Origin of the sequence: Pseudomonas cucumis, assembly GCF_030687935.1 — a bacterium.
Classification (GTDB): Bacteria; Pseudomonadota; Gammaproteobacteria; order Pseudomonadales; family Pseudomonadaceae; genus Aquipseudomonas; species Aquipseudomonas cucumis.
Genome location: NZ_CP117454.1, coordinates 1,924,951 through 1,950,987 on the forward strand (window position 1 = coordinate 1,924,951; position 26,037 = coordinate 1,950,987).

At 54.7% G+C, this 26,037-nt stretch carries 27 protein-coding genes and 1 pseudogene; 6 read left to right on the forward strand and 22 right to left on the reverse strand.

Features of this window, described 5'->3' with window-relative positions:
• Positions 1 to 114 precede the first annotated feature (114 nt).
• From PSH97_RS08775 to puuE, 8 genes are all read right to left on the reverse strand, one after another.
• Positions 115 to 900, reverse strand: a complete 786-nt coding sequence (locus PSH97_RS08775; RefSeq protein WP_305448873.1) for an outer membrane protein OmpK — start codon at positions 898 to 900, stop codon at positions 115 to 117.
• A gap of 375 nt (positions 901 to 1,275) precedes the next feature.
• Positions 1,276 to 2,061 (reverse strand): outer membrane protein OmpK, encoded by a 786-nt coding sequence (locus PSH97_RS08780; RefSeq protein ID WP_305448874.1) that lies wholly within the window; start codon positions 2,059 to 2,061, stop codon positions 1,276 to 1,278.
• Positions 2,062 to 2,152: 91 nt separating this feature from the next.
• Positions 2,153 to 3,511 (reverse strand): nucleobase:cation symporter-2 family protein, encoded by a 1,359-nt coding sequence (locus PSH97_RS08785; protein ID WP_305448875.1) that lies wholly within the window; start codon positions 3,509 to 3,511, stop codon positions 2,153 to 2,155.
• Positions 3,512 to 3,676: 165 nt separating this feature from the next.
• Positions 3,677 to 4,981, reverse strand: a complete 1,305-nt coding sequence (locus PSH97_RS08790; RefSeq protein WP_305448876.1) for a urate hydroxylase PuuD — start codon at positions 4,979 to 4,981, stop codon at positions 3,677 to 3,679.
• A 50-nt stretch (positions 4,982 to 5,031) separates the two neighbouring features.
• A complete protein-coding gene (locus tag PSH97_RS08795; protein WP_305449764.1) occupies positions 5,032 to 5,535 on the reverse strand; it encodes an ureidoglycolate lyase in 504 nt (167 codons plus the stop codon).
• Between the two features lie 135 nt (positions 5,536 to 5,670).
• A complete protein-coding gene (alc, locus tag PSH97_RS08800; RefSeq protein WP_305448877.1) occupies positions 5,671 to 6,666 on the reverse strand; it encodes an allantoicase in 996 nt (331 codons plus the stop codon).
• A gap of 87 nt (positions 6,667 to 6,753) precedes the next feature.
• Positions 6,754 to 7,269: a 2-oxo-4-hydroxy-4-carboxy-5-ureidoimidazoline decarboxylase gene (uraD, locus tag PSH97_RS08805; protein WP_305448878.1), complete on the reverse strand. Its 516-nt coding sequence runs from the start codon at positions 7,267 to 7,269 to the stop codon at positions 6,754 to 6,756.
• Positions 7,266 to 8,192, reverse strand: coding sequence for an allantoinase PuuE (puuE, locus tag PSH97_RS08810; protein WP_305448879.1), 927 nt, complete (start codon positions 8,190 to 8,192; stop codon positions 7,266 to 7,268). Before puuE ends, uraD begins: the two co-directional genes overlap by 4 nt.
• Before the next feature lie 433 nt (positions 8,193 to 8,625).
• On the opposite strand from puuE, the gene uraH reads away from it, so the two are divergent.
• Positions 8,626 to 8,979, forward strand: coding sequence for a hydroxyisourate hydrolase (gene uraH, locus PSH97_RS08815; RefSeq protein WP_218394262.1), 354 nt, complete (start codon positions 8,626 to 8,628; stop codon positions 8,977 to 8,979).
• 200 nt (positions 8,980 to 9,179) lie between these two features.
• On the opposite strand, the gene PSH97_RS08820 is transcribed toward uraH, so the two are convergent.
• The 3 genes from PSH97_RS08820 to PSH97_RS08830 all read right to left on the reverse strand — a co-directional run bounded on the left by PSH97_RS08820 (position 9,180) and on the right by PSH97_RS08830 (position 11,997).
• Positions 9,180 to 9,806 (reverse strand): LysE family translocator, encoded by a 627-nt coding sequence (locus PSH97_RS08820; protein WP_305448880.1) that lies wholly within the window; start codon positions 9,804 to 9,806, stop codon positions 9,180 to 9,182.
• A gap of 79 nt (positions 9,807 to 9,885) precedes the next feature.
• Positions 9,886 to 11,235 (reverse strand): NCS2 family permease, encoded by a 1,350-nt coding sequence (locus PSH97_RS08825; RefSeq protein ID WP_405046524.1) that lies wholly within the window; start codon positions 11,233 to 11,235, stop codon positions 9,886 to 9,888.
• Positions 11,236 to 11,550: 315 nt separating this feature from the next.
• On the reverse strand, positions 11,551 to 11,997 hold the full coding sequence (locus PSH97_RS08830; protein WP_305448881.1) for a MarR family winged helix-turn-helix transcriptional regulator: 447 nt from the start codon (positions 11,995 to 11,997) through the stop codon (positions 11,551 to 11,553).
• A gap of 82 nt (positions 11,998 to 12,079) precedes the next feature.
• Between PSH97_RS08830 and PSH97_RS08835 the strand changes: the two genes are divergently transcribed.
• Positions 12,080 to 13,246, forward strand: a complete 1,167-nt coding sequence (locus PSH97_RS08835; protein WP_305448882.1) for an aminotransferase-like domain-containing protein — start codon at positions 12,080 to 12,082, stop codon at positions 13,244 to 13,246.
• Between the two features lie 107 nt (positions 13,247 to 13,353).
• Here the strand turns inward: PSH97_RS08835 and PSH97_RS08840 are convergent, their stop codons facing one another.
• From PSH97_RS08840 to PSH97_RS08860, 5 genes are all read right to left on the reverse strand, one after another.
• The gene (locus PSH97_RS08840; protein WP_305448883.1) at positions 13,354 to 13,725 is read right to left on the reverse strand and encodes a glutathione S-transferase N-terminal domain-containing protein; all 372 of its coding nucleotides are present in this window, start codon (positions 13,723 to 13,725) and stop codon (positions 13,354 to 13,356) included.
• A gap of 101 nt (positions 13,726 to 13,826) precedes the next feature.
• On the reverse strand, positions 13,827 to 14,372 hold the full coding sequence (gene folE, locus PSH97_RS08845) for a GTP cyclohydrolase I FolE (RefSeq protein ID WP_123496264.1): 546 nt from the start codon (positions 14,370 to 14,372) through the stop codon (positions 13,827 to 13,829).
• A gap of 22 nt (positions 14,373 to 14,394) precedes the next feature.
• Complete coding sequence (locus PSH97_RS08850; protein ID WP_407682168.1) at positions 14,395 to 14,709, reverse strand: site-specific integrase; 315 nt, start codon at positions 14,707 to 14,709, stop codon at positions 14,395 to 14,397.
• Positions 14,710 to 14,957: 248 nt separating this feature from the next.
• On the reverse strand, positions 14,958 to 15,485 hold the full coding sequence (locus tag PSH97_RS08855; RefSeq protein WP_305448884.1) for a hypothetical protein: 528 nt from the start codon (positions 15,483 to 15,485) through the stop codon (positions 14,958 to 14,960).
• Positions 15,486 to 16,464: 979 nt separating this feature from the next.
• Positions 16,465 to 17,061 (reverse strand): tyrosine-type recombinase/integrase, encoded by a 597-nt coding sequence (locus PSH97_RS08860; protein WP_305448885.1) that lies wholly within the window; start codon positions 17,059 to 17,061, stop codon positions 16,465 to 16,467.
• A gap of 64 nt (positions 17,062 to 17,125) precedes the next feature.
• Here PSH97_RS08860 and PSH97_RS08865 point away from each other — a divergent pair, with 64 nt between their 5' ends.
• The gene (locus PSH97_RS08865; protein ID WP_305448886.1) at positions 17,126 to 17,404 is read left to right on the forward strand and encodes a hypothetical protein; all 279 of its coding nucleotides are present in this window, start codon (positions 17,126 to 17,128) and stop codon (positions 17,402 to 17,404) included.
• A 461-nt stretch (positions 17,405 to 17,865) separates the two neighbouring features.
• Positions 17,866 to 19,263: an RICIN domain-containing protein gene (locus tag PSH97_RS08870; RefSeq protein WP_305448887.1), complete on the forward strand. Its 1,398-nt coding sequence runs from the start codon at positions 17,866 to 17,868 to the stop codon at positions 19,261 to 19,263.
• A 226-nt stretch (positions 19,264 to 19,489) separates the two neighbouring features.
• Here PSH97_RS08870 and PSH97_RS08875 read toward each other — a convergent pair whose 3' ends face one another.
• Complete coding sequence (locus PSH97_RS08875; protein WP_305448888.1) at positions 19,490 to 19,630, reverse strand: hypothetical protein; 141 nt, start codon at positions 19,628 to 19,630, stop codon at positions 19,490 to 19,492.
• A gap of 510 nt (positions 19,631 to 20,140) precedes the next feature.
• On the opposite strand from PSH97_RS08875, the gene PSH97_RS08880 reads away from it, so the two are divergent.
• Positions 20,141 to 20,722 (forward strand): hypothetical protein, encoded by a 582-nt coding sequence (locus PSH97_RS08880; RefSeq protein WP_305448889.1) that lies wholly within the window; start codon positions 20,141 to 20,143, stop codon positions 20,720 to 20,722.
• A 247-nt stretch (positions 20,723 to 20,969) separates the two neighbouring features.
• Here PSH97_RS08880 and PSH97_RS08885 read toward each other — a convergent pair whose 3' ends face one another.
• From PSH97_RS08885 to PSH97_RS08895, 3 genes and pseudogenes are all read right to left on the reverse strand, one after another.
• Entirely contained in the window at positions 20,970 to 21,914 is a 945-nt protein-coding gene (locus PSH97_RS08885; protein ID WP_305448890.1) for a hypothetical protein, read from the reverse strand.
• 350 nt (positions 21,915 to 22,264) lie between these two features.
• Positions 22,265 to 22,507, reverse strand: a pseudogene (locus PSH97_RS08890) (hypothetical protein).
• A 226-nt stretch (positions 22,508 to 22,733) separates the two neighbouring features.
• A complete protein-coding gene (locus PSH97_RS08895) occupies positions 22,734 to 23,861 on the reverse strand; it encodes a sensor histidine kinase (RefSeq protein ID WP_305448891.1) in 1,128 nt (375 codons plus the stop codon).
• Positions 23,862 to 24,045: 184 nt separating this feature from the next.
• Here PSH97_RS08895 and PSH97_RS08900 point away from each other — a divergent pair, with 184 nt between their 5' ends.
• The gene (locus PSH97_RS08900; protein WP_305448892.1) at positions 24,046 to 24,405 is read left to right on the forward strand and encodes a response regulator; all 360 of its coding nucleotides are present in this window, start codon (positions 24,046 to 24,048) and stop codon (positions 24,403 to 24,405) included.
• A gap of 608 nt (positions 24,406 to 25,013) precedes the next feature.
• On the opposite strand, the gene PSH97_RS08905 is transcribed toward PSH97_RS08900, so the two are convergent.
• Positions 25,014 to 25,571: a Smr/MutS family protein gene (locus PSH97_RS08905; protein WP_007898817.1), complete on the reverse strand. Its 558-nt coding sequence runs from the start codon at positions 25,569 to 25,571 to the stop codon at positions 25,014 to 25,016.
• A gap of 75 nt (positions 25,572 to 25,646) precedes the next feature.
• The gene (locus PSH97_RS08910; protein ID WP_095051890.1) at positions 25,647 to 25,967 is read right to left on the reverse strand and encodes a hypothetical protein; all 321 of its coding nucleotides are present in this window, start codon (positions 25,965 to 25,967) and stop codon (positions 25,647 to 25,649) included.
• Positions 25,968 to 26,037 lie beyond the last annotated feature (70 nt).

The following is a 26,037-nucleotide window of genomic DNA, read 5'->3' on the forward strand; positions in this document are numbered from 1 at the left end:
GGCGGTGCGGCTATCGCGGGCAAGCCACGCTCCCACAGGTTTTGTGTCGTTCACCGATGATGTGAACGACACAAAACCTGTGGGAGCGTGGCTTGCCCGCGATGCTTTTTGCGATTAGAAGTGGAACTTCACCAGGAAGCTCGTGTTGCTCTGATCGGTCTTGAAGTACTGGCTGTCCTTGATCCCGTACTTGTCTGACCAGTAGTCGTACTCGACCCCGACGTACAACTGCTTCTCGCCGATGTTCAGGGCTTTACCCAAGTCGTATTTGATCTGGGGGTTGAAGTGCAGGTTGGCGTGGTAACTGCCTTTGCTGTTCTTGTCGTTATCGACCACCCAGTCCATGAAGCCATCGATCAGGATGTTCGAATCGCCCACGGGAATGGTGTAGGACCAGACCGGGGTGATCTGCCAGACGTTGTCACCCGGACGGCTGCCCTCGGTGTGACGCTGGTAGAAGTTCAGCTGGAAGTAATCGAACCCGGGAATCGCCAGGTCGAAACCAGGACCGATCAGGTAGGACTCTGTATCGCCCTCACCGAACTCGTACGTCATGGCCAACAGCACGTCTTTGACCGGACCGAACTCCAGTTTCTGGTCGAAGATCTTGCCAAACGACAAGCGCGGGCTGATTTCGCCGTAATAGGTGTTCGAGCCGACGCCGCTGTCTTCCTTGCCGTTGTAGAAAATCTTGTCGACGAACACGAAGTTGTCGCCGTATTTCCAGGCATCGGCGTGCTCGAAGGTGACGGTTTGCTGAATGCGCGGGTTGACCTGGAAGTCCTTGCCATAGAGGTAGGTCAGGCTGTTGTTCTGCCATTGCAGCAAGTCGCCGGCCATTGCCTGGCCCCCGGCCAGCAAGGATCCCGCAAGCATCAGGCTGGTGCACGTACGTTTCATTCGGTTGCTCCCAAAAAGTAGGTGGTTCCACGTTATTTTTCTAAGGTCGGCGCTCTGGTGTGGCGCCTTTTTTTGCTGCTGTAAAAATCATCCATCCGGTCAGCTTTAGTGCTGTTAGCAAGAGCTGAGCCAAGGCTTTAAAAAAGTCAAAAAACGCCCGTTCGGCTGTTCTAAAACAGTCGATCGAGCGTTATTTGGGAATGCCTTGGTACTGTCCAGAGCCGGGATAAGTTGGCTTTCTGGTCAGGAATTAAAATCGCGCTTTTTTTTAGAGCGGATTCGGGCGGGCGCGGAGAATACTGACTCCCGTGCCACGGCTCAAGTGCCCCGCAACAGAGCACCGGCGACAGGTGTGGGGCACGGTTGCGGGCCATCTTAGAAGTGCACCTTTACCAGCAGGCTGGCGGTGTTTTGATGAGTGTCCAGGCCGGCGCTGTTTTTGATTCCGTACTTGTTTTTCCAATAGCTGTATTCGGTGCCGACGTAGACGAATTTCTCGCCCCAGCCCAAGGCTTTGCCCAGGTCGTATTTGATCTGTGGATTGATGTGCAAGTTGGCGTGGTAAGTGCCGCGTGCATTGCGATCGTTGTCCACCACCCAGTCCAGATAGCCATCGATCAACAGGTTCGAATTACCGAGCGCAACGCTGTAGGACCAGGATGGCGTGATCTGCCAGACACCATCACCGGGGCGTGGACCTTCGGTCTGGCGACGATAGAAGTTCAAGGTGAAGTAGTTGAAACCCGGCACTGCCAGATCAAAGCCCGGGCCGATCAGATACGCTTCGCTGTCGCCTTCGCCGTACTCGTAGGTCATGGCCAGCAGCACGTCCTTGACCGGGCCAAATTCGAAACGACGGTCGAGCATCTTGCCAAAGGACAGCCGCGGACTGAATTCGCCATAAAAGGCGTGGGGGCCTTTATTGCGGTCTTCTTCGCCGTTGTAGAAGATCTTGTCGACAAACAGGAAGTTATCGCCGTACTTCCATTTGTCGGCGTGCTCGAACGTCACCGTCTGCTGGATCGACGGGTTGATCACGAAATTTTTGCCGTACAGGTAGCTCAGGCTGTTGGTCTGCCACAGCAGTAAATCGCTGGCCATGGCCTGGCTCGCGGCCAACAGGCCAGAGCCCAACAGCACGCTGGTTTTTGTCCGAATCATCTGTTGCTCCCTCTTGTTTTTATTGTTTGAGGCGCAGGCAGCCACCCCTGTGGGAGCGAGCAGGCTCGCACAGGTTTCTTTATCTAATGGGTCAATGCGGGTGGGCGTGGCAGTCGTTGACGGTTGTGCGTTCGTGACCGCCAAGAATGTTGAACAACAGGTTCAACGCCAGGGCGCTCAGCGTGGCCATGGCGATGCCGCTGTGGGTGATCGGGCTCATCCACATTGGCAGGTGCGCGAAAAATTCCGGGCGCACCACCGGGATCAGCCCCATGCCGATGCTCACCGCCACCAGCAATTGATTGCGACGGTCACCGATGTCGGCTTCCTGAAGAATCTTGATCCCGGTCGCGGCGACCATGCCGAACATCGCAATCGCCGCGCCACCCAGTACCGCAGGTGGAATGGACGCCACCAGGAACGCCGCTTTCGGCAGCAGGCTCAGCACCACCAGTAAGCCACCAGCGACGATGGTCACCGAACGGCAACGCACGCCGGTCATCTGCACCAGGCCTATGTTCTGGGCGAAAGAGGAGTGGGTGAAGGTGTTGAAGAAGCCGGCGAAAAACGAAGCGCCGGCATCACAGAGCAAGCCGCGACGCAGCATCCGTGGCGTGACGTCCTGCCCCGTGATTTTGCCCAGCGCCAGGAACATCCCGGTGGACTCGACGAAGATGATCACCACCACCAGGCACATCGAAAGGATCGGCGCCAAGTGGAATTGCGGCATGCCGAAATGCAGTGGCGTAACGATCTGCAACCACGGAGCCTGGGCCATGCCGCTGAGGTCGACCATGCCGATGACGCCACAGATGACATAGCCCAGGCACATGCCGATCAGCACCGAAATGTTGACCCAGAAACCGCGCATGAAACGATGGACCAACAGAATCGTAGCCAGTACCAATGCAGCGATGGCCAGGTAAACAGGCGAGCCGAATTGATCCGCGTCAGCACCGCCACCGGCCCAATTCACGGCCACGGGGAACAGCGACAAACCGATCGAGGTGATGACGGTGCCGGTCACCAGCGGCGGGAAGAAGCGCACGACTTTGGACATGAACGGCGCGATGAGCATGCCGAAGAAACCGGCGGCGATGGTCGCGCCGAAGATCCCTTGCAGGCCGATGCCAGGCATCCCGGCCATGGCTACCATGCTGCCGACCGCGGCGAAACTGGCGCCCATCATCACCGGCATGCGAATGCCCATCGGGCCGATGCCCAGCGACTGGACGATGGTGGCGATGCCAGCCACCAGCAGGTCGGCGTTGATCAGGAAGGCGATTTCTTCACGGCTCAGGCCCGCGGCCTGCCCGATGATCAGCGGCACCGCGATGGCTCCGCCGTACATCAGTAGAACGTGTTGCAGACCGACCAGGATCAGTTGCAAAAGGGGTAAACGCTGAATGGCGGGTGCGTCGGGGATGCGGGCTTCGGATAGCTCGGACATGCAACACCTCGGATCTTTTTTATTCTTGTGATTTACAGCCGCAGTGCTGCTGGCAGCTGTTTTCTAATCAGGTGGACCGCGTTGCGGCCAATCGCAGGCAAGCCAGCTCCCACACAGGCAATGCAAACCCTGTGGGAGCGGGCTTGCCCGCGATGCTTTTGCTACTTATTGGGTTTGGGCCCCCTGAACAATCCACGCCCCAATCAAGTCACGCTCCTGCTGGGTCATCTGGGTGATGTTGCCCAGTGGCATGATCTGGCTGGCAACAGCCTGGGCCTGGATGCGCGGGGCCTGGAGCTTGATCTGCTCGGGGGTATCGAACATCACGCCCGCCGGCGCCGCGCTAAACAGCGGGCTGGTAGGTTTGGCCGAATGGCAGACCGTGCAGCGTTCCTGGATCACGTCGTGCACCTTGTCGAAGGCAGGACCGGCATTTGATGCCTGGGCGGGTGCAGTTTCAGGGGCCGCCGCCGGTGCAGCTTCAGCCGGTTTCTTGCCGCCGCCGAGTGCGGTTTCCGGCAGCGGCTGGTACTCGATGGTCCCAGGCGCCTTGGCCACTTCAGGGGCGCTGGACATCGGCGCCGGCCCGGTCACGTAGGCCAGGCAGATCATGCCGACCGCCGCAGCGGGCAGGGTCCAGGCAAACTTGTGGCTGTCATGACGGGTGTTGAAGTAGTGACGCACCAACACCGCCAGCACCGCGATCCCGGCCAGGATCAGCCAGTTGTATTGGCTGCCGTAGGTGCTCGGGAAGTGGTTGCTGATCATGATGAACAGCACCGGCAAGGTGAAGTAGTTGTTGTGCCGCGAACGCAGCAAGCCTTTGGCCGGCAGCGCCGGATCGGGTGTGCGGTTCTCGGCGATCGCTGCCACCAATGCGCGCTGAGCCGGCATGATGATGCGGAACACGTTGCCGACCATGATGGTGCCGATGATCGCGCCGACGTGCAGGTAGGCACCACGACCGCTGAACACTTTGCTGAAGCCGTAAGCGGCGCCAATGATCAGCACGAACAGGATTGCGCCTAGCAGGGCAGGGCGTTTGCCCAGGGCCGAGTCGCAGAGGAAGGAATAGACGAACCAGCCGACGAACAACGAGGCGATGCCTAGGGCAACCCCTTCAGGGCCGGTCAGGCTGCTGCCCGGAGCGAGCAGGTACAGCGTCGGGTTGGAGTAGAACACCACGCACAGCAGCGCGACCCCCGACAGCCAGGTGAAGTAGGCTTCCCATTTGAACCAGTGCAGGTTGTCTGGCATGGTCGGTGGAGCCAGTTTGTATTTTTCCAGGTGATAGATACCGCCGCCGTGGATCGCCCACAAATCGCCCGCCAACCCGTTTTTCGGGTTGACCCGATTGAGGTTGTTTTCCAGCCAGACGAAATAGAACGACGCGCCGATCCAGGCCACGCCAGTGATCATGTGAACCCAGCGCACGCTCAGGTTCAGCCATTCCAACAGATGTGCTTCCACAGTCTTTACCTCTCGCCTGTCACTCTGTTGTCGAGTGATCAGACCTTCTCTTATTGGTGGGGGGCGAGGATCAAACGCTCATCCTCTTTGAAAAAATGCTCATCGCAGTTATTGCCTGTGCCACTGCGATCAACCACCAGGAAGTCATCCCGCTTTTCGATCGTCAGCACCGGATGGTGCCAAACGCCGCGATGGTAATTAATGCCCTGCCTGCCGTTGGTGACGAAGGCGCGGACCAAGCCTGATACAGGTTCATCGCCAAGTGGCGCGACCACGATCAGAAAGGGGTTGCCGAGCAGCGGAATGAAAGCCTGGCTGCCCAGCGGGTGACGCTCCAGCATGCAGACGGTCAGCGGCATGTCCTGCGCGTCGGCGCGGAAGATGCTGATGATCGCCTTGTCCTCTGGCGTGGCGGTTTCGACCACAGCCAGTTTGTGAAAGCGCATGGTCGAACCGTTGTTGATCATGAAGTGATCGCTGCCCTCGGTTTCAATCACGTCACCGAAAGGGGCGAAGGCTTCTTTGGTCAGCGGTTCAATCGTCAATGTGCGCATGCTGGTCTTCTTAATCTTTTGAGTTTGATCGTTCCCACGCTCTGCGTGGGAACGCCGCCATGGACGCTCCGCGTCCACTGTGACGCGGAGCGTCACGGTATGCATTCCCACGCAGGGCATGGGAACGATCGGGTGTTACTTTGCGACCTTGCCCAAAACGCGCAGGCGGCTCACACCACCATCCGGGAACACGTTCAGGCGGATGTGGGTGATCGGGCCCAGCGCCTTGATCTGTTCGGCGAAGGTGTGTTCGGCGTGCATTTCCAGCTTCTGGCTTGGCAGCAATTCGCGCCAGAACAGCGACTGGGTTTCGATCTGGCTGTCGGTGCCGCCCTTCACGAACGCGCCCTGGATCGAGCAGCTGTCCGGGTAGTTGCCTTTGAAGTGCAGGGTGTCGACGATGATTTTTTCGATCTCGCCCGCATGACCCAGCGCGACGATCACCCAGTCATTGCCCGGCGTGCGACGGCGTGCAGTTTCCCAGCCGTCGCCCATGTTGATGCCACGGCCTGGGTTGAGGATGTTGCTCATGCGGCCGAAGTGTTCGTCGGAGCAGGCGAGGGCGCGACCGCCGTTCAGGGCAGCTACCAGATCGATCTGTTCGTTGTCGCCCACAGCGGACCAGTCGCGGTACGGAATGCCGTAAACACGCAGACGGGCCACGCCACCATCCGGGTAGATGTTGAAGCGCAGATGGCTGAACGCCTGGTCGTTACTGATTTCATGGTAGTGGTGGCTGTTGCCTTGCAACTCGACGGCCGACAGCACTTCAGTCCACTGGGTGTTGTCGTCCGGCTCGCCCGAAGTCAGGAAACAGGCTTCCAGCGAAGCCGACGGCGGGAAGTTGCCGGTGAAGAATGAAGTGTCGATGTCCACGCCTTTGATCGAGCCCGGTACGCCCAGGCGGATCACCGCGCTGTCGTAGCCTTCGAAGCGCTTGCGGCGCGACTCCCAGCCGTCCATCCACTTGCCGTTGTCATCGAACACGCCCTCCTTCCACACGGCCGGGGTCGGTTGGAACAGACGATTGGCGTCTGCGAACCAGTCATCGGTGACCGAGATGATTTTGGTGCCCAAACGGGCGTCGGCCAGGTTGACGAACTTCTCGAAAGGTACGGCGTAAGCTTTCATTCTTCTTGTCTGCCTTTAATAAGTTGGCTTGGGATGCTTGCAAGGCCCGGGGCGTTTTTTGCGTTCATCAACGGCGGGCCTGGCTTGCTATAGGGTCAGTAATCGGAACAAGGCAATCTTGTTGATCTCTGCCAGCGCGCATTTGAATTCGGTGTCGACCGAGTTGTGGATGCGCGTTTCGAACGCTGCGAGGATCTGATGCCGGTTGCTGCCTTTTACCGCCATGATGAAGGGAAACTTGAACTTGGCTTTGTAGGCGTCGTTCAGCTCGGTGAAGCGTTCAAACTCATCGCTCGAGCATTGGTGAATACCGGCGCCAGCCTGTTCATTCGTGCTGGCTTCGGTGAGTTGGCCCTGGACGGCGGCTTTGCCGGCCAGGTCCGGGTGAGCATTGATCAGGGCCAGCTGGCTGGCGTGATCAGCGCTCAACAAGATGTCGCTCATGCGCTGGTGCAGGGTTTCGATCTCGTCGATCGAAGCGTCCTGGCCGAGCTCGAAGGCCTTCTCGGCCACCCATGGCGAATGTTCGTAGATGTCGGCGAAGGCGGCGACAAACGCGTCGCGGCTCAGGGTCGATGGTTTGATGGTTTGAAAGGTGCTCATTTCACGGCCCCTTGGAACGGGTGGGTTTCGTGCCAGTGGCGAGCGATGTCGACGCGACGGCTGAACCACACCTGTTCATGACTTTTAGCGTATTCGATAAAGCGTTTGAGCGAGGCCAGGCGCGCCGGACGGCCGATCAGGCGGCAGTGCAGGCCGATCGACAACATCTTCGGTGCTTGCGCGCCTTCGGCATACAGCACATCGAACGCGTCTTTGAGGTACTCAAAGAAATCGTCGCCCTTGTTGAAGCCCTGGACCTGGGTGAAGCGCATGTCGTTGGTGTCCAGGGTGTACGGGATCACCAAATGCGCCTTGCCGGTCGGGTTGTTCGGTTCCCAGTAGGGCAGGTCGTCGTCGTAGGTGTCGCAGTCGTAAAGGAAACCGCCTTCTTCCATCACCAGCCGACGTGTGTTCGGGCCGGTGCGGCCGGTGTACCAGCCTAGAGGGCGCTCGCCGGTGATTTCGGTGAGGATGCGGATCGCTTCGAGCATGTGCTCGCGTTCCTGCGCTTCGTCCATGTACTGGTAGTCGATCCAGCGGTAGCCGTGACTGCAGATTTCATGGCCGGCCTCGACCATCGCGCGGATCACGTCCGGGTGGCGCTGGGCGGCCATGGCCACGGCGAAGATGGTCAGCGGGATGTCGAATTCCTTGAACAGTTTCAGAATCCGCCAGACGCCGGCACGGCTGCCATACTCGTAAAGGGATTCCATGCTCATGTTGCGTTCGCCTTGCAGCGGCTGCGCCGAGACCATTTCCGAGAGGAAGGCTTCGGACTCTTTATCGCCGTGCAGGATATTGCGCTCGCCACCTTCCTCGTAGTTGAGCACGAAGGACAGCGCGATGCGGGCATTGCCCGGCCAGTGTGGGTGAGGAGGGTTACTGCCGTAACCGATCAGGTCGCGTGGATAGTCAGCGCTCACTGCAGTCTTCCTTCTTGTTCGTGTCGACTTGGTCAAAGTCAGGGTGTGTGGCGGCCTGGCGATGAGAGGGCAGGCTGGCGTCACAGCGATGGAGTGATTGTATACAACTTTATATTCACTTTGTAAGCCTGATTTTTTACCTTTTTCACTGACTGCCCTCTTTGGAGAATACTGCAAGAAACCTGCCTGACTGGTCAGCTAATGGATAAGAGGTCCTTTGATCTTATGGTTTGCCGCAAGATTCGTTGGTAAACCCTGAATGACGGTGTTGGTAGTAAAAATGTCGTTTTTATTGTGTACAATTTTTTTGAAAAATGTCTTAATCAGTCGCTCGCCGCAGCTTTTCGTGCTCCGAAACGGTGCGGCCTCCTTTTCAACTGACTTCGGGAGGCGCGAGGTCTGACTGCTCCACGCAGGCAGGCGCGCAGAATCAATGGGACGTTTGACTACACACGTTTTGGACGCTGCACATGGTTGCCCGGGCAGTTCGATCAAGGTCGAGTTGTACCGCGTTGAAGGTTCGCAGCTGGAATTGGTCGCCACTGCGATTACCAACAGCGATGGCCGTGTCGATTCGCCGCTGCTGCAAGGCGATGACTATCGGTCCGGGGTCTATCAGCTTCAGTTTCACGCGGGCGATTACTACCGTGCCCGTGGGGTTCAACTGCCGGAGCCTGCATTCCTGGATGTGGTGGTGCTGCGTTTCGGCATCTCTGCGGAACAGGATCACTACCATGTGCCGTTGCTGATTTCGCCGTACAGCTATTCCACGTATCGAGGCAGTTGATCCCCCAAGCAGCTGCCTCCTCCGAGAAGCGACTGCGCATATAGCTTCTTTGGTCTTTCGCCCGCTCACACTGCGGGCTTTTTTTTGCCTTTAGAAATGTGCTGACGGGTCTGGCGCCATCGCGGGCAAGCCCGCTCCCACAGTGAACTGTGGCGTTCACAGGACCTGTGGGAGCGGGCTTGCCCGCGATGCTTTTGCTCTTAACGACTCAACAACGACGCCGCCCCAGCCCCGCTAAACAACCCCGCACTCACCCGATTAAACCAGCTCTGCCCCTTGCCGCTACGCAAATACCGCGAAGCGCCGTGAGCCCCTAGCCCATAAGCCAGCTTGCACAGCAAATCCAGCACAGTCCAGGTCACGATCATCACCAGCAACTGCGGCAGGAACGGCTGTTCGGCGCTCAAAAACTGCGGCAGGAAAGCGGCGAAGAACAAAATGTCTTTCGGATTGCTCGCGCCGAGCATGAACGCGCGCCCGAACAGTGCACGAAAGCGCGGCACTGGCGCAGCCTGGGGCACTTCAGCGCCTTGGGTTGGCAGGCGCGATTGCTGCCAGCTCTGCCAGGCGAGATAAAACAGGTACAGCGCACCGACGATTTTCAGGGCGCTGAACAGCTGTTCCGACGCCAGTAACAATGCGCCCAGACCCAAAGCCGAAGCACTGAGCAGGCAGATCGACGCAATCACGCCACCCAGAAATGCCGGATAAGAACGGCGCAAACCGTAATTCAGACTGTTGCTGATCATCAGCAACGACAGTGGCCCCGGGATCAGGATCACCACCAGCGCAGCGCCGCTGAACAGCAGCCAGGTTTCCAGACTCATCACTTTCCTCCATTTGCACAAAAGCCTCACCCGATGGGGTGAGGCTGTTTTGAAACACTGTTTTTGAAACGTAGACGGCTTACAAGAAAATGAACTTGGCGATGAAGATCGCGCAAAGCACCCACAGGCTGACGGAAATTTCCTTGTACTTACCGGTGCCGGCCTTCAGTGCCACATAAGTGATGAAGCCCAGCGCGATACCGTCGGCGACCGAGAAGGTCAGCGGCATCATGATCGCGGTAACGATCGCCGGAATGCTGTCGGTCGCTTCGTCCCATTCGATGTGCGCCATGCCGCCCATCATCAGCATCGCCACATAAATCAGCGCACCGGCGGTTGCGTAAGCGGGGATCATGCCAGCCAGCGGTGCAAAAAACATTGCGGCAATAAATAGCACACCTACGGTCACGGCGGTAAGACCAGTCCGACCACCCGCTGCTACACCAGCGGCACTTTCCACATAGCTGGTCACCGGCGGAACGCCGACCACCGCACCGAACACGCTGGAGGCACTGTCGGCTTTGAGGGCGCGGGAAAGGTTTTCGATCTTGCCGTCGGCGTTCACCAGGCCGGCGCGCTGTGCGACACCCATCAAGGTGCCGGCCGTGTCGAACATGTGCACGAAGAGGAAGGCCAGCACCACGCTGATCATGCTGATGTTGAACACGCCGGCGACGTCCATGGCCATCCAGGTCGGCGCCAGGCTCGGCGGGGCGGACATGATGCCCCCATAGTTCACCAGGCCCAGGCCCCAACCGGCCAGGGTCACGGTAATAATGCTGATGAGAATTGCGCCGAATACTTTGTGGTAGCTCAGGACCGCAATCATCAGGAAGCAGATGGCCGCCAGCAGCGGGCCTGGCTCTCGCAGGGAGCCGAGCTTAATCAGGGTGGCCGGGCTATCGACAACGATGCCGGCGGTTTTCAAGCCGATCAACCCTAGAAACAGGCCCACACCAGCGCCCATGGCAAAGCGCAAACTCACTGGAATGCTATTGAGCAGCCATTCGCGAATCCGGGAAAAGGTCAGGAACATGAACAACACACCGGAGACGAACACCGCACCGAGGGCGGTTTCCCAGTTGTAACCCATGGTGCCGACCACGGTGTAGGTGAAGAACGCGTTCAGACCCATGCCCGGCGCCAGGCCGACCGGCCAGTTGGCGTACAGGCCCATCAGCAGGCAACCCAGTGCGGCGGCGATGCAGGTGGCGACGAACGCCGCCCCGTGATCGATGCCGGCATCGGCCATGATGTTCGGGTTGACGAAGATGATGTAGGCCATGGTGATGAAGGTTGTCAGACCGGCAATCAGCTCGGTCTTCACCGTGGTGCCGTGCAAGCTGAGTTTGAAGATGCGCTCCAGCCAGCCATTGCGTAATGGCGGCGAGAGTTCCAGCGTCGAGGCTTCGGATTTGCGGCTTTCCACAGCGAGTACTCCTCAAGAGTTTTATTGTTATTTCCAGGGCCGGACCCATGAGGGTGGCAGCGACCCTTTGAGGTACTTGCGAATTTGTTGACTTGTTGGTCAGGAACTCGCACGAAGCGAATTATGCTTTTGTATACAAATAAAGCAAATAATGTTTTTGATTTTGTAGACGAAAAGTTTGTTGATCAGGATATATCGGCTATAGACGATCGTTCCCACGCTCTGCGTGGGAACGCCGCCATGGACGCTCTGCGTCCGCCGTTGATGTGACGCAGAGCGTCACGGGATGCATTCCCACGCAGAGCGTGGGAACGATCAGTTTGGAAAGACCTGGGCTTTACCCAGCGCGAGATTCACCGCCAGCCACCCATTCACCGCCGTCTCCCCAGCCTCGGCAAACACGCGCTCGAGCAATTTCACCTGCTCGCGCCGCAGCGATTGCTCGAACTGCGCGCCTTCGACGGTCAATTCCAGCAACCGCTTACGCTTATCGGTCTCAGACGCCACGCTGTTCACCAAATGCATTTCCACCAACTGGCGCAGCGGAATGTTCAGCGCCTGCTTGCTCACGCCGAGCAACGCCAGCAGTTCCTTGACGCTGAGGGCAGGGTAGCGGGCGATGAAAAACACGATGCGTTGATGCACCCGGCTCAAGCCGCGACGCTCGAGCATTTCATCAGCCTTGGCGGTGAACGCCTGGTAACCGAAGAAAAACGCTTCCATGGCTTGTTGCTGAGTGCTAGGGTTTTTAAGGTCAATCATATTGACGTATCTGCTCGGTCTGTCGTAATTTCGGTCAACCAGTTTGACTCATTTTCCTCAGGCCTCGCTACCGGTGACCCCCATGGCTTTTTCCGAACGTGTCTCGCGCCTTAAAAGTTCTTTGATCCGTGAAATCCTCGCCGCCGCCCAGCGCCCGGGAGTGATGTCGTTCGCCGGCGGCTTGCCAGCTGAAGCCATGCTGCCAAAAGTCGAGTGGACGGACATGCCGCTGTCCGTGGGGCAATACGGCATGAGTGAAGGCGAGCCGGCACTGCGTGAGGCGCTGGCGGCCGAAGCCCGGGCGTTGGGTGTGCCGTGCGAAGCGAGTCAGGTGCTGGTGGTCAGCGGTTCCCAGCAAACCCTCGATCTGGCGGCCAAGCTTTACATCGATAAAGACACCGAGATCTTGCTTGAAGCGCCGACTTACCTGGCAGCGTTGCAGATCTTCCAATTGTTCGGCGCCAACTGCATCACCGTCCCACAGGAAGCCGATGGCCCGAACCTGGTGCAATTGCGCAGCCGTCTGGAAAAACACAAACCCGCTTTCATCTACCTGATTCCGACATTTCAGAACCCGTCGGCGGTGCGTTACAGCGAGGCCAAGCGCGACGCGGTGGCGGCGTTGCTCGACGAGTTCGGCGTGACCCTGATCGAAGACGAACCCTACCGCGAGCTGACCTTCGACGGCGGCAGTGCCACGCCCATCGTCAGTCGCTTGAACAAGGCCAGTTGGATCTACACGGGTACCGTGTCGAAAACCCTGTTGCCGGGCCTGCGGGTCGGTTACCTGATCGCCAGCCCGGACCTGTTTCCGCACTTGCTGCGGCTCAAGCAATCGGCCGATCTGCACACCAACCGCATCGGGCAGTGGCAAGCGTTGCAATGGATCGGCACCGAAAAATACCAGCAGCACCTGGGTGAGTTGCGTGACTTCTATCGGGTTCGTCGGGATGCGTTTCAGTCGGGATTGGAAATGCACTTTTCCGATCTGGCGGAGTGGAACGTGCCGCAGGGCGGGTTGTTTTTCTGGCTGACGCTCAAGCAGCCGCTGGATACGCGCACGCTGCTCAAGGCTGCGCTGGCGGCGGATGTGGCGTTTATGCCGGGCGAGCCATTTTTTCCCGAGCCGGACAAAAACCCCGGTCATCTGCGGCTGAACTTCAGCCACATCGACCCGGCGCGGCTGGACGAAGGGCTCAAGCGATTGGCGACGGTGGTGCGTCAGGCACAGGCGGCAGAAGCTGCCTGAGGGGAGGGTATAAACAAATAAACCGGCCAATCGGCCGGTTTATTTTTGTCTGAAGTTTGTGGTGGCTGGTCTGGCCTCATCGCGGGAGTCAGAGCACCACAAAACCATCAGACTGCAGCAAACCGCTTATCCAGATAATCAATGATCACTTTGGATTCATACATCCAGGTGGTCTGGCCATTCTCTTCGATGCGCAGGCACGGCACCTTGATCTTGCCGCCTTGCTCAAGCAGGGCCTGGCGATCCTGTTCGTTGTTCTTCGCATCGCGCAACGCCACCGGAACGTTCAGGCGACGCAGGGTACGGCGGGTTTTCACGCAGAACGGGCAGGCGTGGAACTGATACAGGGTCAGTTCCTTGGCGGCCGCTTCGACCTGAGCCTGAGCGGCGGCGGGGCGCTGCTTCTTGCCTGGACGAGTAATGAAATCGATGAAGATGATCAGTTGGCCGAGGCCGACACGAAGCGCTTTTACGAACACGGATAAGCCTCATAGGGGTAAACAGAAAGGCGCGCAGCTTACCTGATTTTTCGCAGGCGAAAAAAAACCGGCGATCAGTGCCGGTTTTTTCGTGCTGCGAGTTACTTGATCAGGCTGAGAAACTCGCTGCGGGTGGCCGCATTTTCGCGGAATTCGCCGAGCATCACCGAGGTGATCATCGTCGAATTCTGTTTCTCCACACCGCGCATCATCATGCACATGTGCTTGGCCTCGATCACCACCGCAACGCCCAGGGCGCCGGTGACTTGCTGGACCGCATCGGCGATCTGGCGGCTGAGGTTTTCCTGGATCTGCAGGCGGCGGGCGTACATATCGACGATGCGCGCGACTTTCGACAGCCCCAGGACCTTGCCGCTCGGGATGTAGGCAACATGGGCCTTGCCGATGAACGGCAGCATGTGGTGCTCGCACAACGAGTAGAGCTCGATGTCCTTGACCAGCACCATCTCGCTGTTGTCGGAGCTGAACAAGGCACCGTTGGTGACCTCTTCCAGTGTCTGTTCATAACCGCGGCAGAGGTACTGCATGGCTTTGGCGGCACGTTTTGGCGTGTCGAGCAGGCCCTCGCGGGAGGCGTCCTCGCCCAATTGGCCGAGAATCTCGGTGTAATTCTGTTCCAGTGTCACAGGGGCTGATTCCATAAGGGTTTCAGAGGGGTACTGTTTCAGTCTGTACCAATTTTGTACCAATCCAGCTGTTTTCGAGCTTCCCGAGTTCACCCCAGTCAGTGCTGGAGTTTATCCATCGGGCGTAGGTCGATAGCAGCATCTGAACGCTATGACCGAGCTGAGTGGCAATAAATGCAGGGTTCATACCCGCCATGCGGCACATGGTAGCGTATGTGTGTCGGCAGTTGTATTGCCGGCGGGCGCGAAGCTTCAAATCGGTCAGCGCCGCTTGGAAGTGTTTGTCGGCCACGCTGGCCTGCTGGATGGACTCGAAGTTCTTGGTCGGCGGGAACACAAACGGCGACTCCGCCGGCTTGCGATGGCTCTGCCAATCGCGTTTTCCTGCCTCTTTCAGCCCGTTCGATGGCATCGCGCAGTGCGGAAGGGGGAGGCGAGGTAGTGCTTGCGCGGGCCCGCTATGATCTCCCGGCGGTTGACCACTTCTGGGCGTACACCCCGAAACGGGGAGTCTTCGAGGAGTTGGCGTAAGTAGTGTTGGCAACCGCAAGGGCCGGGTCTCCGTGCCCCGCGGTGGCAGATCAGTTAGCCAACTTGGACAATCGGCCCGTTAACCGGCGTCTTCGGATCTGCAGAAACAGGTCCGAAGGTGAGCGAGATAAGGCTCACGCCATTCAAGAAGGTTGACTGACCACGCCCGTTGTTCGCTGTTGTGGCCAACCGGACTTGAGAGTATCCATCTTTGGGAGTACTCATCACCTGGTTTTTGTGACTGACCGGCCCACAAGTGAACTCCATTATCTGCTTCCCATGTGCGGAGCCGTCAGACCACTGCACGTTTGCAATTGTGTTTGTACTGTTCGTATCGACCGCATTGTTGAGTGTGACAGTGAACGTCGCCGATTGGATATCAAAGCCCGAATTGTTGACCAAGACCGGAGCGTTTGTTTGGGAACTACCGAGGGGGGGGTAATACTCTTGGCTGTTTGGGTTGAGCTGCCATATACCAGGTAGGTTCAAGGTGATCTGGATGCCGTTCTGGTCGAAGAGGGTGAAGGGTTTAACCGCACCATGGTACTTTTCCGAGACTTTTTCCTTGAGTGCTTCAGACATTTTAATTTCCTTTTTTTATATGCGCTGAAATTCTAGAAAAGAATTTCTCCCTTTTACGCGTTCCCAACCTTGGAAGCGCGCGTGGCATTCTTGATGGGCGGACTCACTCTGTCAATATTTGTATTCGGTCTGAAAGCCTATTTCGTTAATTTTTCTTTATTGGCTAAAAGGAGGAGGATTTGAATTGCTCTTTCTTGGATCCTAAGTACCTGAGCCGAAAGCTAAAAATGAAAAAGTGTTGGTTTTCGACAATGGTGATAGTTACGGATAAAAATAAAATAAACGAGGACAAAGCCTCGTATGAAGATTAGAAGTAAAATTCTGTGGCATCAACGGTAGCGTATTTATCTTTGAGCCACGGGCAGAAAACGAAGGCCCCAAGCCTGTCCGCTGCTTGCCAGGCCAAGCTGGTCAGCAAGGGGTGGATTTCAGAAACTATATGCATCCGAAATGTATTAAATAAGTACTATTTATTGCTATCGGCTATAAGCAGTTCGATTATCTCGATTATAAAGTGTGCGGTAAATTTGGATGCTGAGAGCTGGATGCGAGCATGAATGCATAAATACTCAATGGTTTGACTTCAGCAAAGGGCGCGCCAAGAAGCACAGTTCAAGTTGTGGGTGATTTTTGATTTGGCTGTGAGTTGGGCGTTAAGTGGTTCTGACGCAAGCGTGGGAAAATCGCTCGGTAGCAGTGTGACTGCTTGGGCCGATTTCATTTGCACCAGGTGGGATTGGATCGACTGCTAAGTAAAACTTCAGTGGATTGTTGCTTATCTGGAGGAGTTGTTTCTTTCCAGGTTGTCCCGGCATCGTCACGCTTGTCGAGAGTCTGGCCACCTTTATGTCTAGATCGAAGTTGCTTCGTCCTAAGTATATTGCCTCCAGTTTACTGCCCCTGGACACTTAGAAAACCGCTCTTCTAACGTAGCGTGTCGTTCTGTTCCAGTGTCACAGAGGCTGAGACCATAAGGGTTTCAGAGGGGTACTGTTTCTGTCTGTAGCAATTTTGTACCAATCCAACTGTTTTCGAGCTTCCCGAGCTCGCCCCAGTCGGTGCTGGAGTTGATCCATCGGGCGTAGGTCGATAGCAACATCTGAACGCTATGACCGAGCTGAGTGGCAATAAACGCAGGGTTCATACCCGCCATGAGGCACATGGTTGCGTAAGTGTGTCGGCAGTTGTATTGCCGGCGGGCGCGAATCCCCAATTCGGTCAGCGCAGCTTGGAAATGTTTGTCGGTCACACTCGACTGCTGGATGAACTCGAAGTTCTTGGTCGGCGGGAACACAAACGGCGACTTCGCTTGCTTGCGGCGGCTCTGCTGCATGCGTTGCTTGGCCATGCGCTCGGCTTGTTCTATGGCGTGCAAAGCGCGACTGTTGAGCATGACCTGGCGGATATTGCGGGTTTTGGTGCGCTCCTCGATCTTGTAGTCCGCGACGATCCGACACACGTTGACCAGGCGTTTCTCCTTGTCGACCTCCTCCCAGGCTGCAGAGTTTGGGGGTTGAGCTCGCGCTGAATTGACGGTCAGAAAAACAGCATTCGCTTGATCAAGCTTTTCCTGCACTTTCGCCCAGGCCAACGCTCAAAATAGTAATGCGCACCACGTCTAGCGGTAGCGGGAGGCGCATATGCCGTATGAGGTGACCATCGACCAATACTGCCTGCAATGTGAGGTGACCTCGTTGCTGGATGTGCCACCCAATCCGGAGGCCACCACCAGTGACTGGGACGTCTATGGCTATCGTGAACTGGAATTTCGCGTGGTGTCGGGCCAGGTGTATGACGAAAACGGTGTGGCTACCGACGCCGGGCGCAATGCCTGCGCGGCGCTGGCTGAACAATATGCCGAGATCATTGAGGAAGCCTTGTGGCGGCAAATCGAGACCGAGCGGCAGGATATCGTCTAGCCTCGGAACACTCGCGGGTTCACTCGTAGGTTCCTCAGAAGGCTGCAGTCCGATTGCAGCAAGAGTTGGAACGTTCGACCCCCCAGTGCTGTTTAGCGGATCGCATCTATCCGTGACGGCTGGTCTGGAAAATTGACTTGGGGCCTGCTGATCATAAGCATCGCGCGTCGTTTAGGGGGGGCCTATACGATGCGCCAAGCGCTGCATGAGCATGAGCATGAGCGGATTAAACGCGCGTTCACTTTGCGTAAACAAGCACTCTCAACTACGGTTGGAGACGTGCAGGTGGCACACGGCTGTATTGCACGTGTGAAACCCGCCGCGATCGGTTCCTGGCCGAGATGGATCAGGTGGTGCCCTGGAAAAATTTTCTGGGTTTCATCGAGCTGTATTACCCATAGGCAGGTGGTACCGTAAATTTTCTTTGATGGAAGTCCTTTTACAACATGGAGGAGTTAAATATGACCTGGGGAAGAATGAAAGTACGCAATGCCTGCCCATTCCCGGTGACCTTTTATGCGCTTGCTGGCCCTACGCTTGAATTAGCTGCCGAAGAAACACAAACGGCTCATGCTTGTTTGATTTGGTTTTCCACAAGGGTTAAAGGCCCCGGAGATGCGATCAATCTTAGCCAATGGGAACAGTTCTCTGGTGAATACATACAGCAACTCGGTGACGAGGGATTCGGTTCCGCGGACTGGGAAGAGGGTGGGACGGGGGCCGCTGCCGGCTCTATTTTAGGGTGGGCCGTATCTGAGCTGTCGGGTATATTTAAGGTAAAAAACACAAATCCTGACGATGATGTTTACTTTGGTGCAAAAAAAGAAGGGGTCTACGGCAGTTCGGATCTGGTTGTTTATGCCACCCTTGATCCAATATACAAGTTGGATCACACCCATAAAATTTGGTATTTACATCTTGAGCGTGATGAGGGGCAGGTTACGCCTCCATATGATTCTGATCCGCTGTATGTTAAGCCGGATCTGTCAGCCTATGCGGACACTATGTTTGTCCGCGCTTGTAATGCTACCGGGTACTTGTCTGCGACTCAAAACAAAGAAGGGGTTGAGGTTGTAAGTCACTCCCAGCCCTATAATCCATTGGAGTACCCATCATATTGGTCTATTTACCCAGAGCATAGTGATGATACGAGAGGAGTAAAAATACTTAATGTTTATGCACAAAAATGGCTGACGGACTACTCATCAAGCAATAATACAGTTGGTTTGTATCCGGTGGGGTATGCTGACTATGAGGATCAACATTGGGATATCTCAGAAATAGGTAAAAATCCGGAGGTGGTTACTATAAAAAATAGCGCCACTGGATTGAATCTTTTTGCTAACAGCAAAGGTGTTATTGGTGTATATAACCCGGATTATCCCGATCAGCATTTCACTATACAAACGTTCACTGTTGATGCAAGCAATATTCCTGACGGTGTAACCTTTAGGATTATGCATGCCCAAACAGGTCAATATATTACCATCGGCGATTCAGGGAAGGCTTACATTGCAGATACTGACGCTAACAATCAACTTTTCTATATAAAGAATCTCGGCGGCGACATAAAAATATGCAGCGTGGCATATGATTCTTATCTTACTTTTTATTGGACAGAGAACAGCTCTGAATTAGCCACCTGTTCAATGGAATATAATGCTTACGAGCATAGCCCAGATCAGGTGTGGGAATTTAGTACTGATCCAGAACTCGCTGGAGTATACATAAAGAACAAATTGGGTATCCAGAAAGGCATGTCAAATCTTTACTACAAGGATGGCGGGTTTGGTTTGTACTCTGGCAGCTTTCCAGACCAATTATGGGTATTCCAATTGGAAACAACAGACCCGTCTTGATAATTAATAACATTTATAGGTTCTTTCGCATTAAGCCATGGTCGGGTAACATCTGTTTTTATGGTGTTACCTGACGATGTCCCTAATCCAAAACGCCTTGAAACGCCTGCACTATCCCGTATATATCAGTGTATTTGCTCTACTTCCTCAGTTTGTTGCGTAACAATGCCAGTCATGCATTAGCTGCCTGAGCCGGATTCACCTCGAGCTTTTGGTGTGCAATCGGTCAACCGACGTCCCATTTCTTCAATCGAGCTAGGCCTTGTTTGATATGGCTGGCGTTCTCTTCCATCGTCTCCAGTGCTCCGCGGATATTCCCGCCCACTTCCCGTGCCCCTTGCTCCTCAACCAGCAGTGTAAGCTCCATAATGGCCGCCTCCAGGGCCTGCTAGTTTTCATAGAGTCTTTCCAGTAATTCCGACAGTGAATAATCGCTTAGCATGGTGTCGATTCCTTTCGAGAAAGCCCAAGCATAGCAGTGACAGCGCCCACGGCTGGAGCCTGATATAGGTTGCGTAAAATTTGCTATAAGGCGAAAGGGATGGTGCGATGAGCCAAGCAGATTTGGGATGTGGGGGGGGCGGCAAGCCAATGGTGAATGGGGCAAAAATGGTGCAAACAATACGCCAAACCATGCCATTTAATGCCCTCTATTGCATTTATGCAGGTAGACGAGAATGGGCGTTATGGCTAGTAACCACGGGCCTCGCTCTCCCAAGCCACCACATACCCCAGCACAATTGGCGTTTGGTTTGGTTTGGTTTGGTTTGGTGCTTGCGGCCTGGATGAGTCATGGGTGATAGTCGGCTTTACAGAGGCTGTCGGCTCCTGATTGGAAATCGCTCTGTTATCAATCAATGGATATGAGAGGCAGGGTATGTTTGATAAAGATAAAGTGGATCTGAAAAGGCAGGATGGATCAGGAGCTGACGGGATTATTGCGACCGTAGCTGGGAGCGATCTCATCGTCATCAAAGGCAGTAAACACATAATTGATGTCGGAGATCTCCTCACGAGAAAGCTTTCGAATGGAGCGGAGGAGACATATCAGGTAGTCGATCCCAAATACTACGAAACCACACCTGGATCATCTGGGCCCCATTATCAACTCAAGGTCAAGAAGCTCGGAGTACCGGAGGCCAGGGCTGCTTTTCAGCACATCGTTTACAACGTCACTGGTAACAACGCGCGCGTGAACGTTGACTCCGTAGATAACTCCACGAACATTGCAAACGTTCATGCAGTTGTTGATGAGCAAATTGAGGCGCTGCGAAAGGAGATTGCGAACCTGGATCTATCCCCGGTAGAACAAGCGGAAGCTCTAGAGGTACTGGATGCGGTGAAGGACCAGTTCGGCCAAGAGAAGCCGAAACGTTCTGTCGTCATGGCCCTCCTTGACTCTCTACCGAAGGTCGCGACAATCGCTGCAGCAGTCGCGAAAATTGCTGATCAATTTTAGACCTGACGCTTTCTAAATTTAGGGCAGAATTAGGGCGAAACGGAGACCGCCAAAGGGCCGTTATAGGCTTTGAAATCGCCTTGTATCTCCCAATTTTATTGGCCTGCAACGGCCTGCGGTGACAGCTGAAGGGGTTCGAATCCCTATCCTCAAAAGAAAGCGAAGGCATTAGCCTCCACAATTGACTAGCAGTATATCAATAAAGGTGTGTGCCTTCTGTTCGACAACAATATTCCGGTTCGCGTCATCAAACCTGAATGTCGGACCATTCGGAGTCAATATTGTCAACTACCATAACCCCTTTTCCGAGGCGGTAAGAAAAAGCACGTTTGTACCTACGTCTCATTAGCGACATTGGTTGATCGTTTTCGGCTGAGACTTTTATTCCTGCGTACTCCATAGTGTTATATGTGTTCATGTCGTTTTGTGTTTTGTTTTTAATATCAGCTTTGAGAGGGTGCATAGCTGTTAGACCTTCGGTGTAACCAGCTGCCAAGACTTCTTCTTTTCCAGCCTTTGGGCCGTAAACATTTAAGAAGCGAAAGACGCAATTCAAAAATCTCTCTTTAGGATCATCGAGCTCAGAATGAGCAATATCTTTTATCTTCAAAACATCGTTTTCGACAAAACGGAATGCTGTGTATGCCTGTTTGTCAGGCTTGTAGGCTTCCCAGAAGTCGGGAGGAGTGTTTGTATTTGTCTTGGCAAATTTACAAACATTAAACACAATTTTGTCAAAAAAAGGCATGTTAGAATCTTCAGTGTTACTGAGTTTTAATAAGCCTAGGGCAAAGGATTCAGGTTGCATATGTGCGATAGTGCTTGATGTTCCATGGCATGCGATGATTGCACCACAATCACGTGTCTTCTTGTAAGATTTATTTTTCTTTGTATTAATTATATTGGTAATGGATTCTCTTTCTTTGTCAGTGATTTCAACGTCGACTTCGTGTTTGTCTTGTTTGGATATAAGTTTCCAAGTTCCTTTGCTGGAGATTTTCCAGTCTTGGTTGTCATCGTCTCTGCAAGCTTCGTGTCTAATGATAAGTTTGTTAAAGTCCGCTTGGATCTCCGCGACAATGATTTTTTTGATATTCTGATGCATCAAGTATTTGAAAAAGAGGCCCTGGGCACTTTTGTTCACGGTGGGGTCTGGGTCGTAGGTTAAAATGAAAATTGAGCTGGCATTCATGATTAAATCCTTTTCACCTATTCAGCATATGATGATTAAGTAATCGTATCCGGTGTAGAGATCCAAGATGATGATAGTCGCTTTTAGCCTTTGCAGCCGGGTCACAACTCGCTAAGTCTAAATTCCGCAAGCTTATCCGGGGTCGGTTAAAAAGGTAGCCGAGATAGGGCTAATCGTATATTCATCCATCTATGCCAATCACTACATTCAGCAATTGGTTGGAGGGCAACGAGGCTGGGTTCTCGCGATTATTTCTGATGCGATTCGACCGCTTCAGGCCGCTTCGCGCCAAGAGTGGACTGATCGTGGCACGTCCCAAATGTTCCGGAACCGATACGTACAAATCCAATCTAGCCCTCTCTCTTACTCTTCAGTCTCGCCAACCCCTGCTTGATGTGCTCGGCGTTCTCGCCAATCGCCCACAGGGCCCCACGAACGTTCTCAACAACATCGGTCAAACCCTGTTTTTCTGCAAGAAGTGTCAGCTCCATCAGGGCCGCCTCTAGCCCGAGCTGATTCTAGTGCATCCTTTTCAACACATCCGATAACCAATGCTCGTCTGGCACCGACTCCTTTCGAACAACAACAAGCATAGTACCGGTGATGCCTTCAGTGGGCAGTAATCGCTGCACGCTTAAATATTGCTACAAAGCAATGTTCTTTGTTGGGGCTGGCCAAGCTGACCATGGTACAAGCGGGTGACTACGTCCAATCCATCACCGAAGCGCTGATGATTCTAAATTGTGACCGGCAGCCGTCGATATAAGAGACATTCACCTCAGGGTATAGGGGGGCTGTGGTGCTGTGTATTCGAGACGGTTAATGGCGAAAGGGTAAAATTACGCGAAAGATCGTTCCTTTTTCCAACGTTGACTCCACCTCAATTTCCCCACCATGACCGCCCACAATCTGAGCTGCTATGAATAGTCCCAGCCCCAGTCCCGAAGACGCTTCGTGCGCACCGTCAGTGTGCCGGGAATAACGTCCTTCCAGATTGAAGAGCGTGGGCAACGCGCTGTGCGGAATAAGCTCTCCATGATTTTGCACGCAAAAACGAGCGCTGGTGCCAACGGAGTTCAACGTGACATTGACTGAATGCCGTGAGCTGCCGTGTCTCACTGCGTTGCCAATGAGATTCGAGAAAACTTGCGCCATGCGTGAGGGGTCGTAATGGCCTATTACGGAGCCTGTGTTGTTAAATACAATATGTGCTTTGGGATGGGCGAGTGTCAGCTCATCCACCACCGATTTGCAAACAGAGGTGAGGTCAGTGTTTACCGGTCGTACTGGAATACCTTTGCCAAGGTTGCAGCGTGCCAGGTCGAGCAGGTCGTTCACCATCTGGTTGGCGTGTTGAGCACTCACGGAAATTTGTGAAATTATCTTTTTTCCACGACTGCTCAGTTCTTCAGTCTGCTTCAGTAGATCGGTGCCCAACGTCACGGCACCCAATGGTGTGCGAAGGTCGTGACCCAGCACCCCCAAGACTGTTTTTCGCGCTGTCTCCGCCGCAAGCTCATAAGTAGCGATCGACGCTACAAGCGCTTGATCTATCCCCTCGTTGAACCGAATGATGTCCACGACTTGATCGTCTTCTTCCGCGCCTGCTTGAGCCAGCCAAAGCCCTAGTACACTCGATTTGAGGGCGAGGTACTCTGAAACCATCTGGTCAAGCGTCAAGCCCTCCATCAGGCGGGTCAGTGCGAAGCTTTGAGCAGCCGAGTCTTCCTTGGCTGTGGACCCGAGCCTCTGGGATGGGTCGATCTGTTGCTGTGAGTTTTGCGAGGTACGCATATCAAGCGCAACATGCCTCAAAATACATTCAGCATGATTTCTCAGGCCTACAGAGTCCAACGGCGGCAGGGGGGGAGCCACAGACCTGGCGAATTTCTCCCACGCTTGCAGAATAAGCTCAAGGTTTTCGAGGATGAAATCTGAAAGTCGCATGGCAATGCCTATCTAGCCTACTGTTCGAAATCAAGATATTGGACAAACAGATTTGGCCGATAAATCGACTAGTCAATTGACGAAAATCAACAATAGCTCATGCACCCGACACCGCTTGTCAGTTGTCCGAAACGCTTACCATCTGTGGCACCACTAAGTTACAAACTGTCGAGATCAATAAACCATGTCTCCAACAGTTCTAGTCGTAGAAGATGATGAAATACTTCGTTCCCTAACGGTCGAGGCGATTTCGCTGCTGGGTGTATGTGTGATGGATTGTGCCTCTGCAGATGACGCTCTTCCTTTGCTGGAAGACTCGACTTCAATTGCGCTAGTCATTACTGACATCTTCATGCCGGGCAGTATGGATGGGCTGGAGTTGGCGAATATTATTTGGTCACGTTGGCCATGCTTGCCTGTGATCGTAACGTCTGGCAAAAAATCTGTTCCGGACAGGCTGTGGCCTTCCCACTCAATGTTCATGCGTAAACCATGGTCACTGGATGCGTTGCATCAAGCGGTCAGGACGTATCTTTCGGTTTAATGTCTGCACGCTACCTGTCTATATTTTCGCCGTACAAGCCTCATCTCCTGATGCTGAGTGACTGGTCGTTGTTTGGACTAAGCGAACGACCGCATTTGGCCGATTCTGTTGAAAAAGTCGGCCATGGTTTGCGCATCAAAAAAGTACGCGTCCGAGATTGAAATCTTTACTTTTGGCAGAGGCTTCCAGACTCGAATTTCACGTAGCAGCGTGCAAAAAAGGCGTTTTCACCAGTCAATGATCAGGCAGTTTGGGCAGACCGACTTTTTCAACAGAATCGGCCCGATAGCTGCCTGTCAGCAAGCGTTCAGAGCATCAGCTCTAGTTGTGAAAAAGCCCCGCACGGTTGCAGCCGGAGCGAGGCTTTTATGTGTTGCAGAAGGAGGGAATCCCGTACCAATTTTTATACCAATGACTGTGTTTTGGTAGGAGATTCTGAGTTTGTCTAGGCGCTAAGTTCTTGATTTCATTGACCCTGACAACTTAGTAAACACCTCTTAACATGTCGGTGTAATTCTGTTCCAGGGACATGAAACTACCTGTGGGATTTTACGCAAAGGGCAAGGGTACGGTGACGGACACGGCGCTGCAAGCGTGAAGCGACGGCATCACTCGTCGCGACCTTCCATCATAGTGCGTTTGAGCATCACATAAACCGCTCCGGCGCCACCGTGTTTCGGTTGGCACGAGGTGAAGCCGAGCACCTGTGAATGCTGACGTAGCCACGTGTTGACGTGGCTCTTGATCATCGGCCGCTTGCCGTCCAGGCGCACCGCTTTGCCGTGGGTGACACGTACGCAGCGAATTTCGAATTTGGTCGCTTCGGCCAGAAAGGCCCACAGGGTTTCACGGGCCTTTTCCACGTTCATGCCATGCAGATCGAGGCTGCCTTCGAACGGAATCTGTCCGATCTTGAGCTTGCGCATCTGGCTTTCCTGGACGCCGTCGCGGGCCCACATCAGCTCATCTTCGGGGCCGACATCGATGACGAATTGATCGGATAGCCCGTCAACGGTGGTGGCGTCGGTGCGCACGGTGGCGGCCTGGCGCAGCTTGGCGATTTGCGCGCGGTCGGCCTTGGGTTTGCCGGTTTCGGCGCGATCGTGCTTGATCGGCTTGACGCCTTGGATCGCGCTTTTGAACAGGGAAAAATCGTCGTCTTGCATGTCAGCCTCCGCGAAGGGCGGCCAGTTTACCCAAGTCGGGACGAATCGGGCGCGACAAAACGTCCGGCTTTGGGCTTAGTCGTGTTTTTTCATCAGGTGCGGTGCCATGTTCAGCTCTTGCGACTGGCGCGAGCGGCGACGGCAGCGGCGCCACAACCACACGCCGATGTACAGCACGAACAGACCCACGGCCAGAATGATCGCCGAGCCCAACGGGCTGGCATTCAATTCGCCCAGCGCCGGTGGCCGGCCCAGCAGGCTGGCCGCGCCGGCCATCGCCAGTAACACACCGCACGTCGCCAGCAAGGCAGCGAACGCTGCGCCGAAGCGAAAACGCCAGTTGCTTTGGCCTTTGGGCCGCAAGCGGCGTGCATCAAAACCATCGGATAACTTCATTCCGACCTTCCTCAATGGGTATCGGCCCTTCGACCGGGAGTTGACCGGGATGTTCCTGAGGCTAGGGCAA

Bases quoted from the DNA above. Each gene is read 5' to 3' on its own strand.
- PSH97_RS08780 (WP_305448874.1), bottom strand. From the start codon at position 2,061: ATGATTCGGACAAAAACCAGCGTGCTGTTGGGCTCTGGCCTGTTGGCC.
- PSH97_RS08775 (WP_305448873.1), bottom strand. From the start codon at position 900: ATGAAACGTACGTGCACCAGCCTGATGCTTGCGGGATCCTTGCTGGCC.
- PSH97_RS08900 (WP_305448892.1), top strand. From the start codon at position 24,046: ATGTCTCCAACAGTTCTAGTCGTAGAAGATGATGAAATACTTCGTTCC.
- uraH (WP_218394262.1), top strand. From the start codon at position 8,626: ATGGGACGTTTGACTACACACGTTTTGGACGCTGCACATGGTTGCCCG.
- PSH97_RS08795 (WP_305449764.1), bottom strand. From the start codon at position 5,535: ATGCGCACATTGACGATTGAACCGCTGACCAAAGAAGCCTTCGCCCCT.
- PSH97_RS08905 (WP_007898817.1), bottom strand. From the start codon at position 25,571: ATGCAAGACGACGATTTTTCCCTGTTCAAAAGCGCGATCCAAGGCGTC.
- PSH97_RS08870 (WP_305448887.1), top strand. From the start codon at position 17,866: ATGACCTGGGGAAGAATGAAAGTACGCAATGCCTGCCCATTCCCGGTG.
- PSH97_RS08880 (WP_305448889.1), top strand. From the start codon at position 20,141: ATGTTTGATAAAGATAAAGTGGATCTGAAAAGGCAGGATGGATCAGGA.
- PSH97_RS08885 (WP_305448890.1), bottom strand. From the start codon at position 21,914: ATGAATGCCAGCTCAATTTTCATTTTAACCTACGACCCAGACCCCACC.
- PSH97_RS08910 (WP_095051890.1), bottom strand. From the start codon at position 25,967: ATGAAGTTATCCGATGGTTTTGATGCACGCCGCTTGCGGCCCAAAGGC.
- PSH97_RS08785 (WP_305448875.1), bottom strand. From the start codon at position 3,511: ATGTCCGAGCTATCCGAAGCCCGCATCCCCGACGCACCCGCCATTCAG.
- PSH97_RS08875 (WP_305448888.1), bottom strand. From the start codon at position 19,630: ATGGAGCTTACACTGCTGGTTGAGGAGCAAGGGGCACGGGAAGTGGGC.
- PSH97_RS08895 (WP_305448891.1), bottom strand. From the start codon at position 23,861: ATGCGACTTTCAGATTTCATCCTCGAAAACCTTGAGCTTATTCTGCAA.
- PSH97_RS08855 (WP_305448884.1), bottom strand. From the start codon at position 15,485: ATGTCTGAAGCACTCAAGGAAAAAGTCTCGGAAAAGTACCATGGTGCG.
- alc (WP_305448877.1), bottom strand. From the start codon at position 6,666: ATGAAAGCTTACGCCGTACCTTTCGAGAAGTTCGTCAACCTGGCCGAC.
- PSH97_RS08865 (WP_305448886.1), top strand. From the start codon at position 17,126: ATGCCGTATGAGGTGACCATCGACCAATACTGCCTGCAATGTGAGGTG.
- PSH97_RS08830 (WP_305448881.1), bottom strand. From the start codon at position 11,997: ATGATTGACCTTAAAAACCCTAGCACTCAGCAACAAGCCATGGAAGCG.
- PSH97_RS08835 (WP_305448882.1), top strand. From the start codon at position 12,080: ATGGCTTTTTCCGAACGTGTCTCGCGCCTTAAAAGTTCTTTGATCCGT.
- PSH97_RS08820 (WP_305448880.1), bottom strand. From the start codon at position 9,806: ATGAGTCTGGAAACCTGGCTGCTGTTCAGCGGCGCTGCGCTGGTGGTG.
- uraD (WP_305448878.1), bottom strand. From the start codon at position 7,269: ATGAGCACCTTTCAAACCATCAAACCATCGACCCTGAGCCGCGACGCG.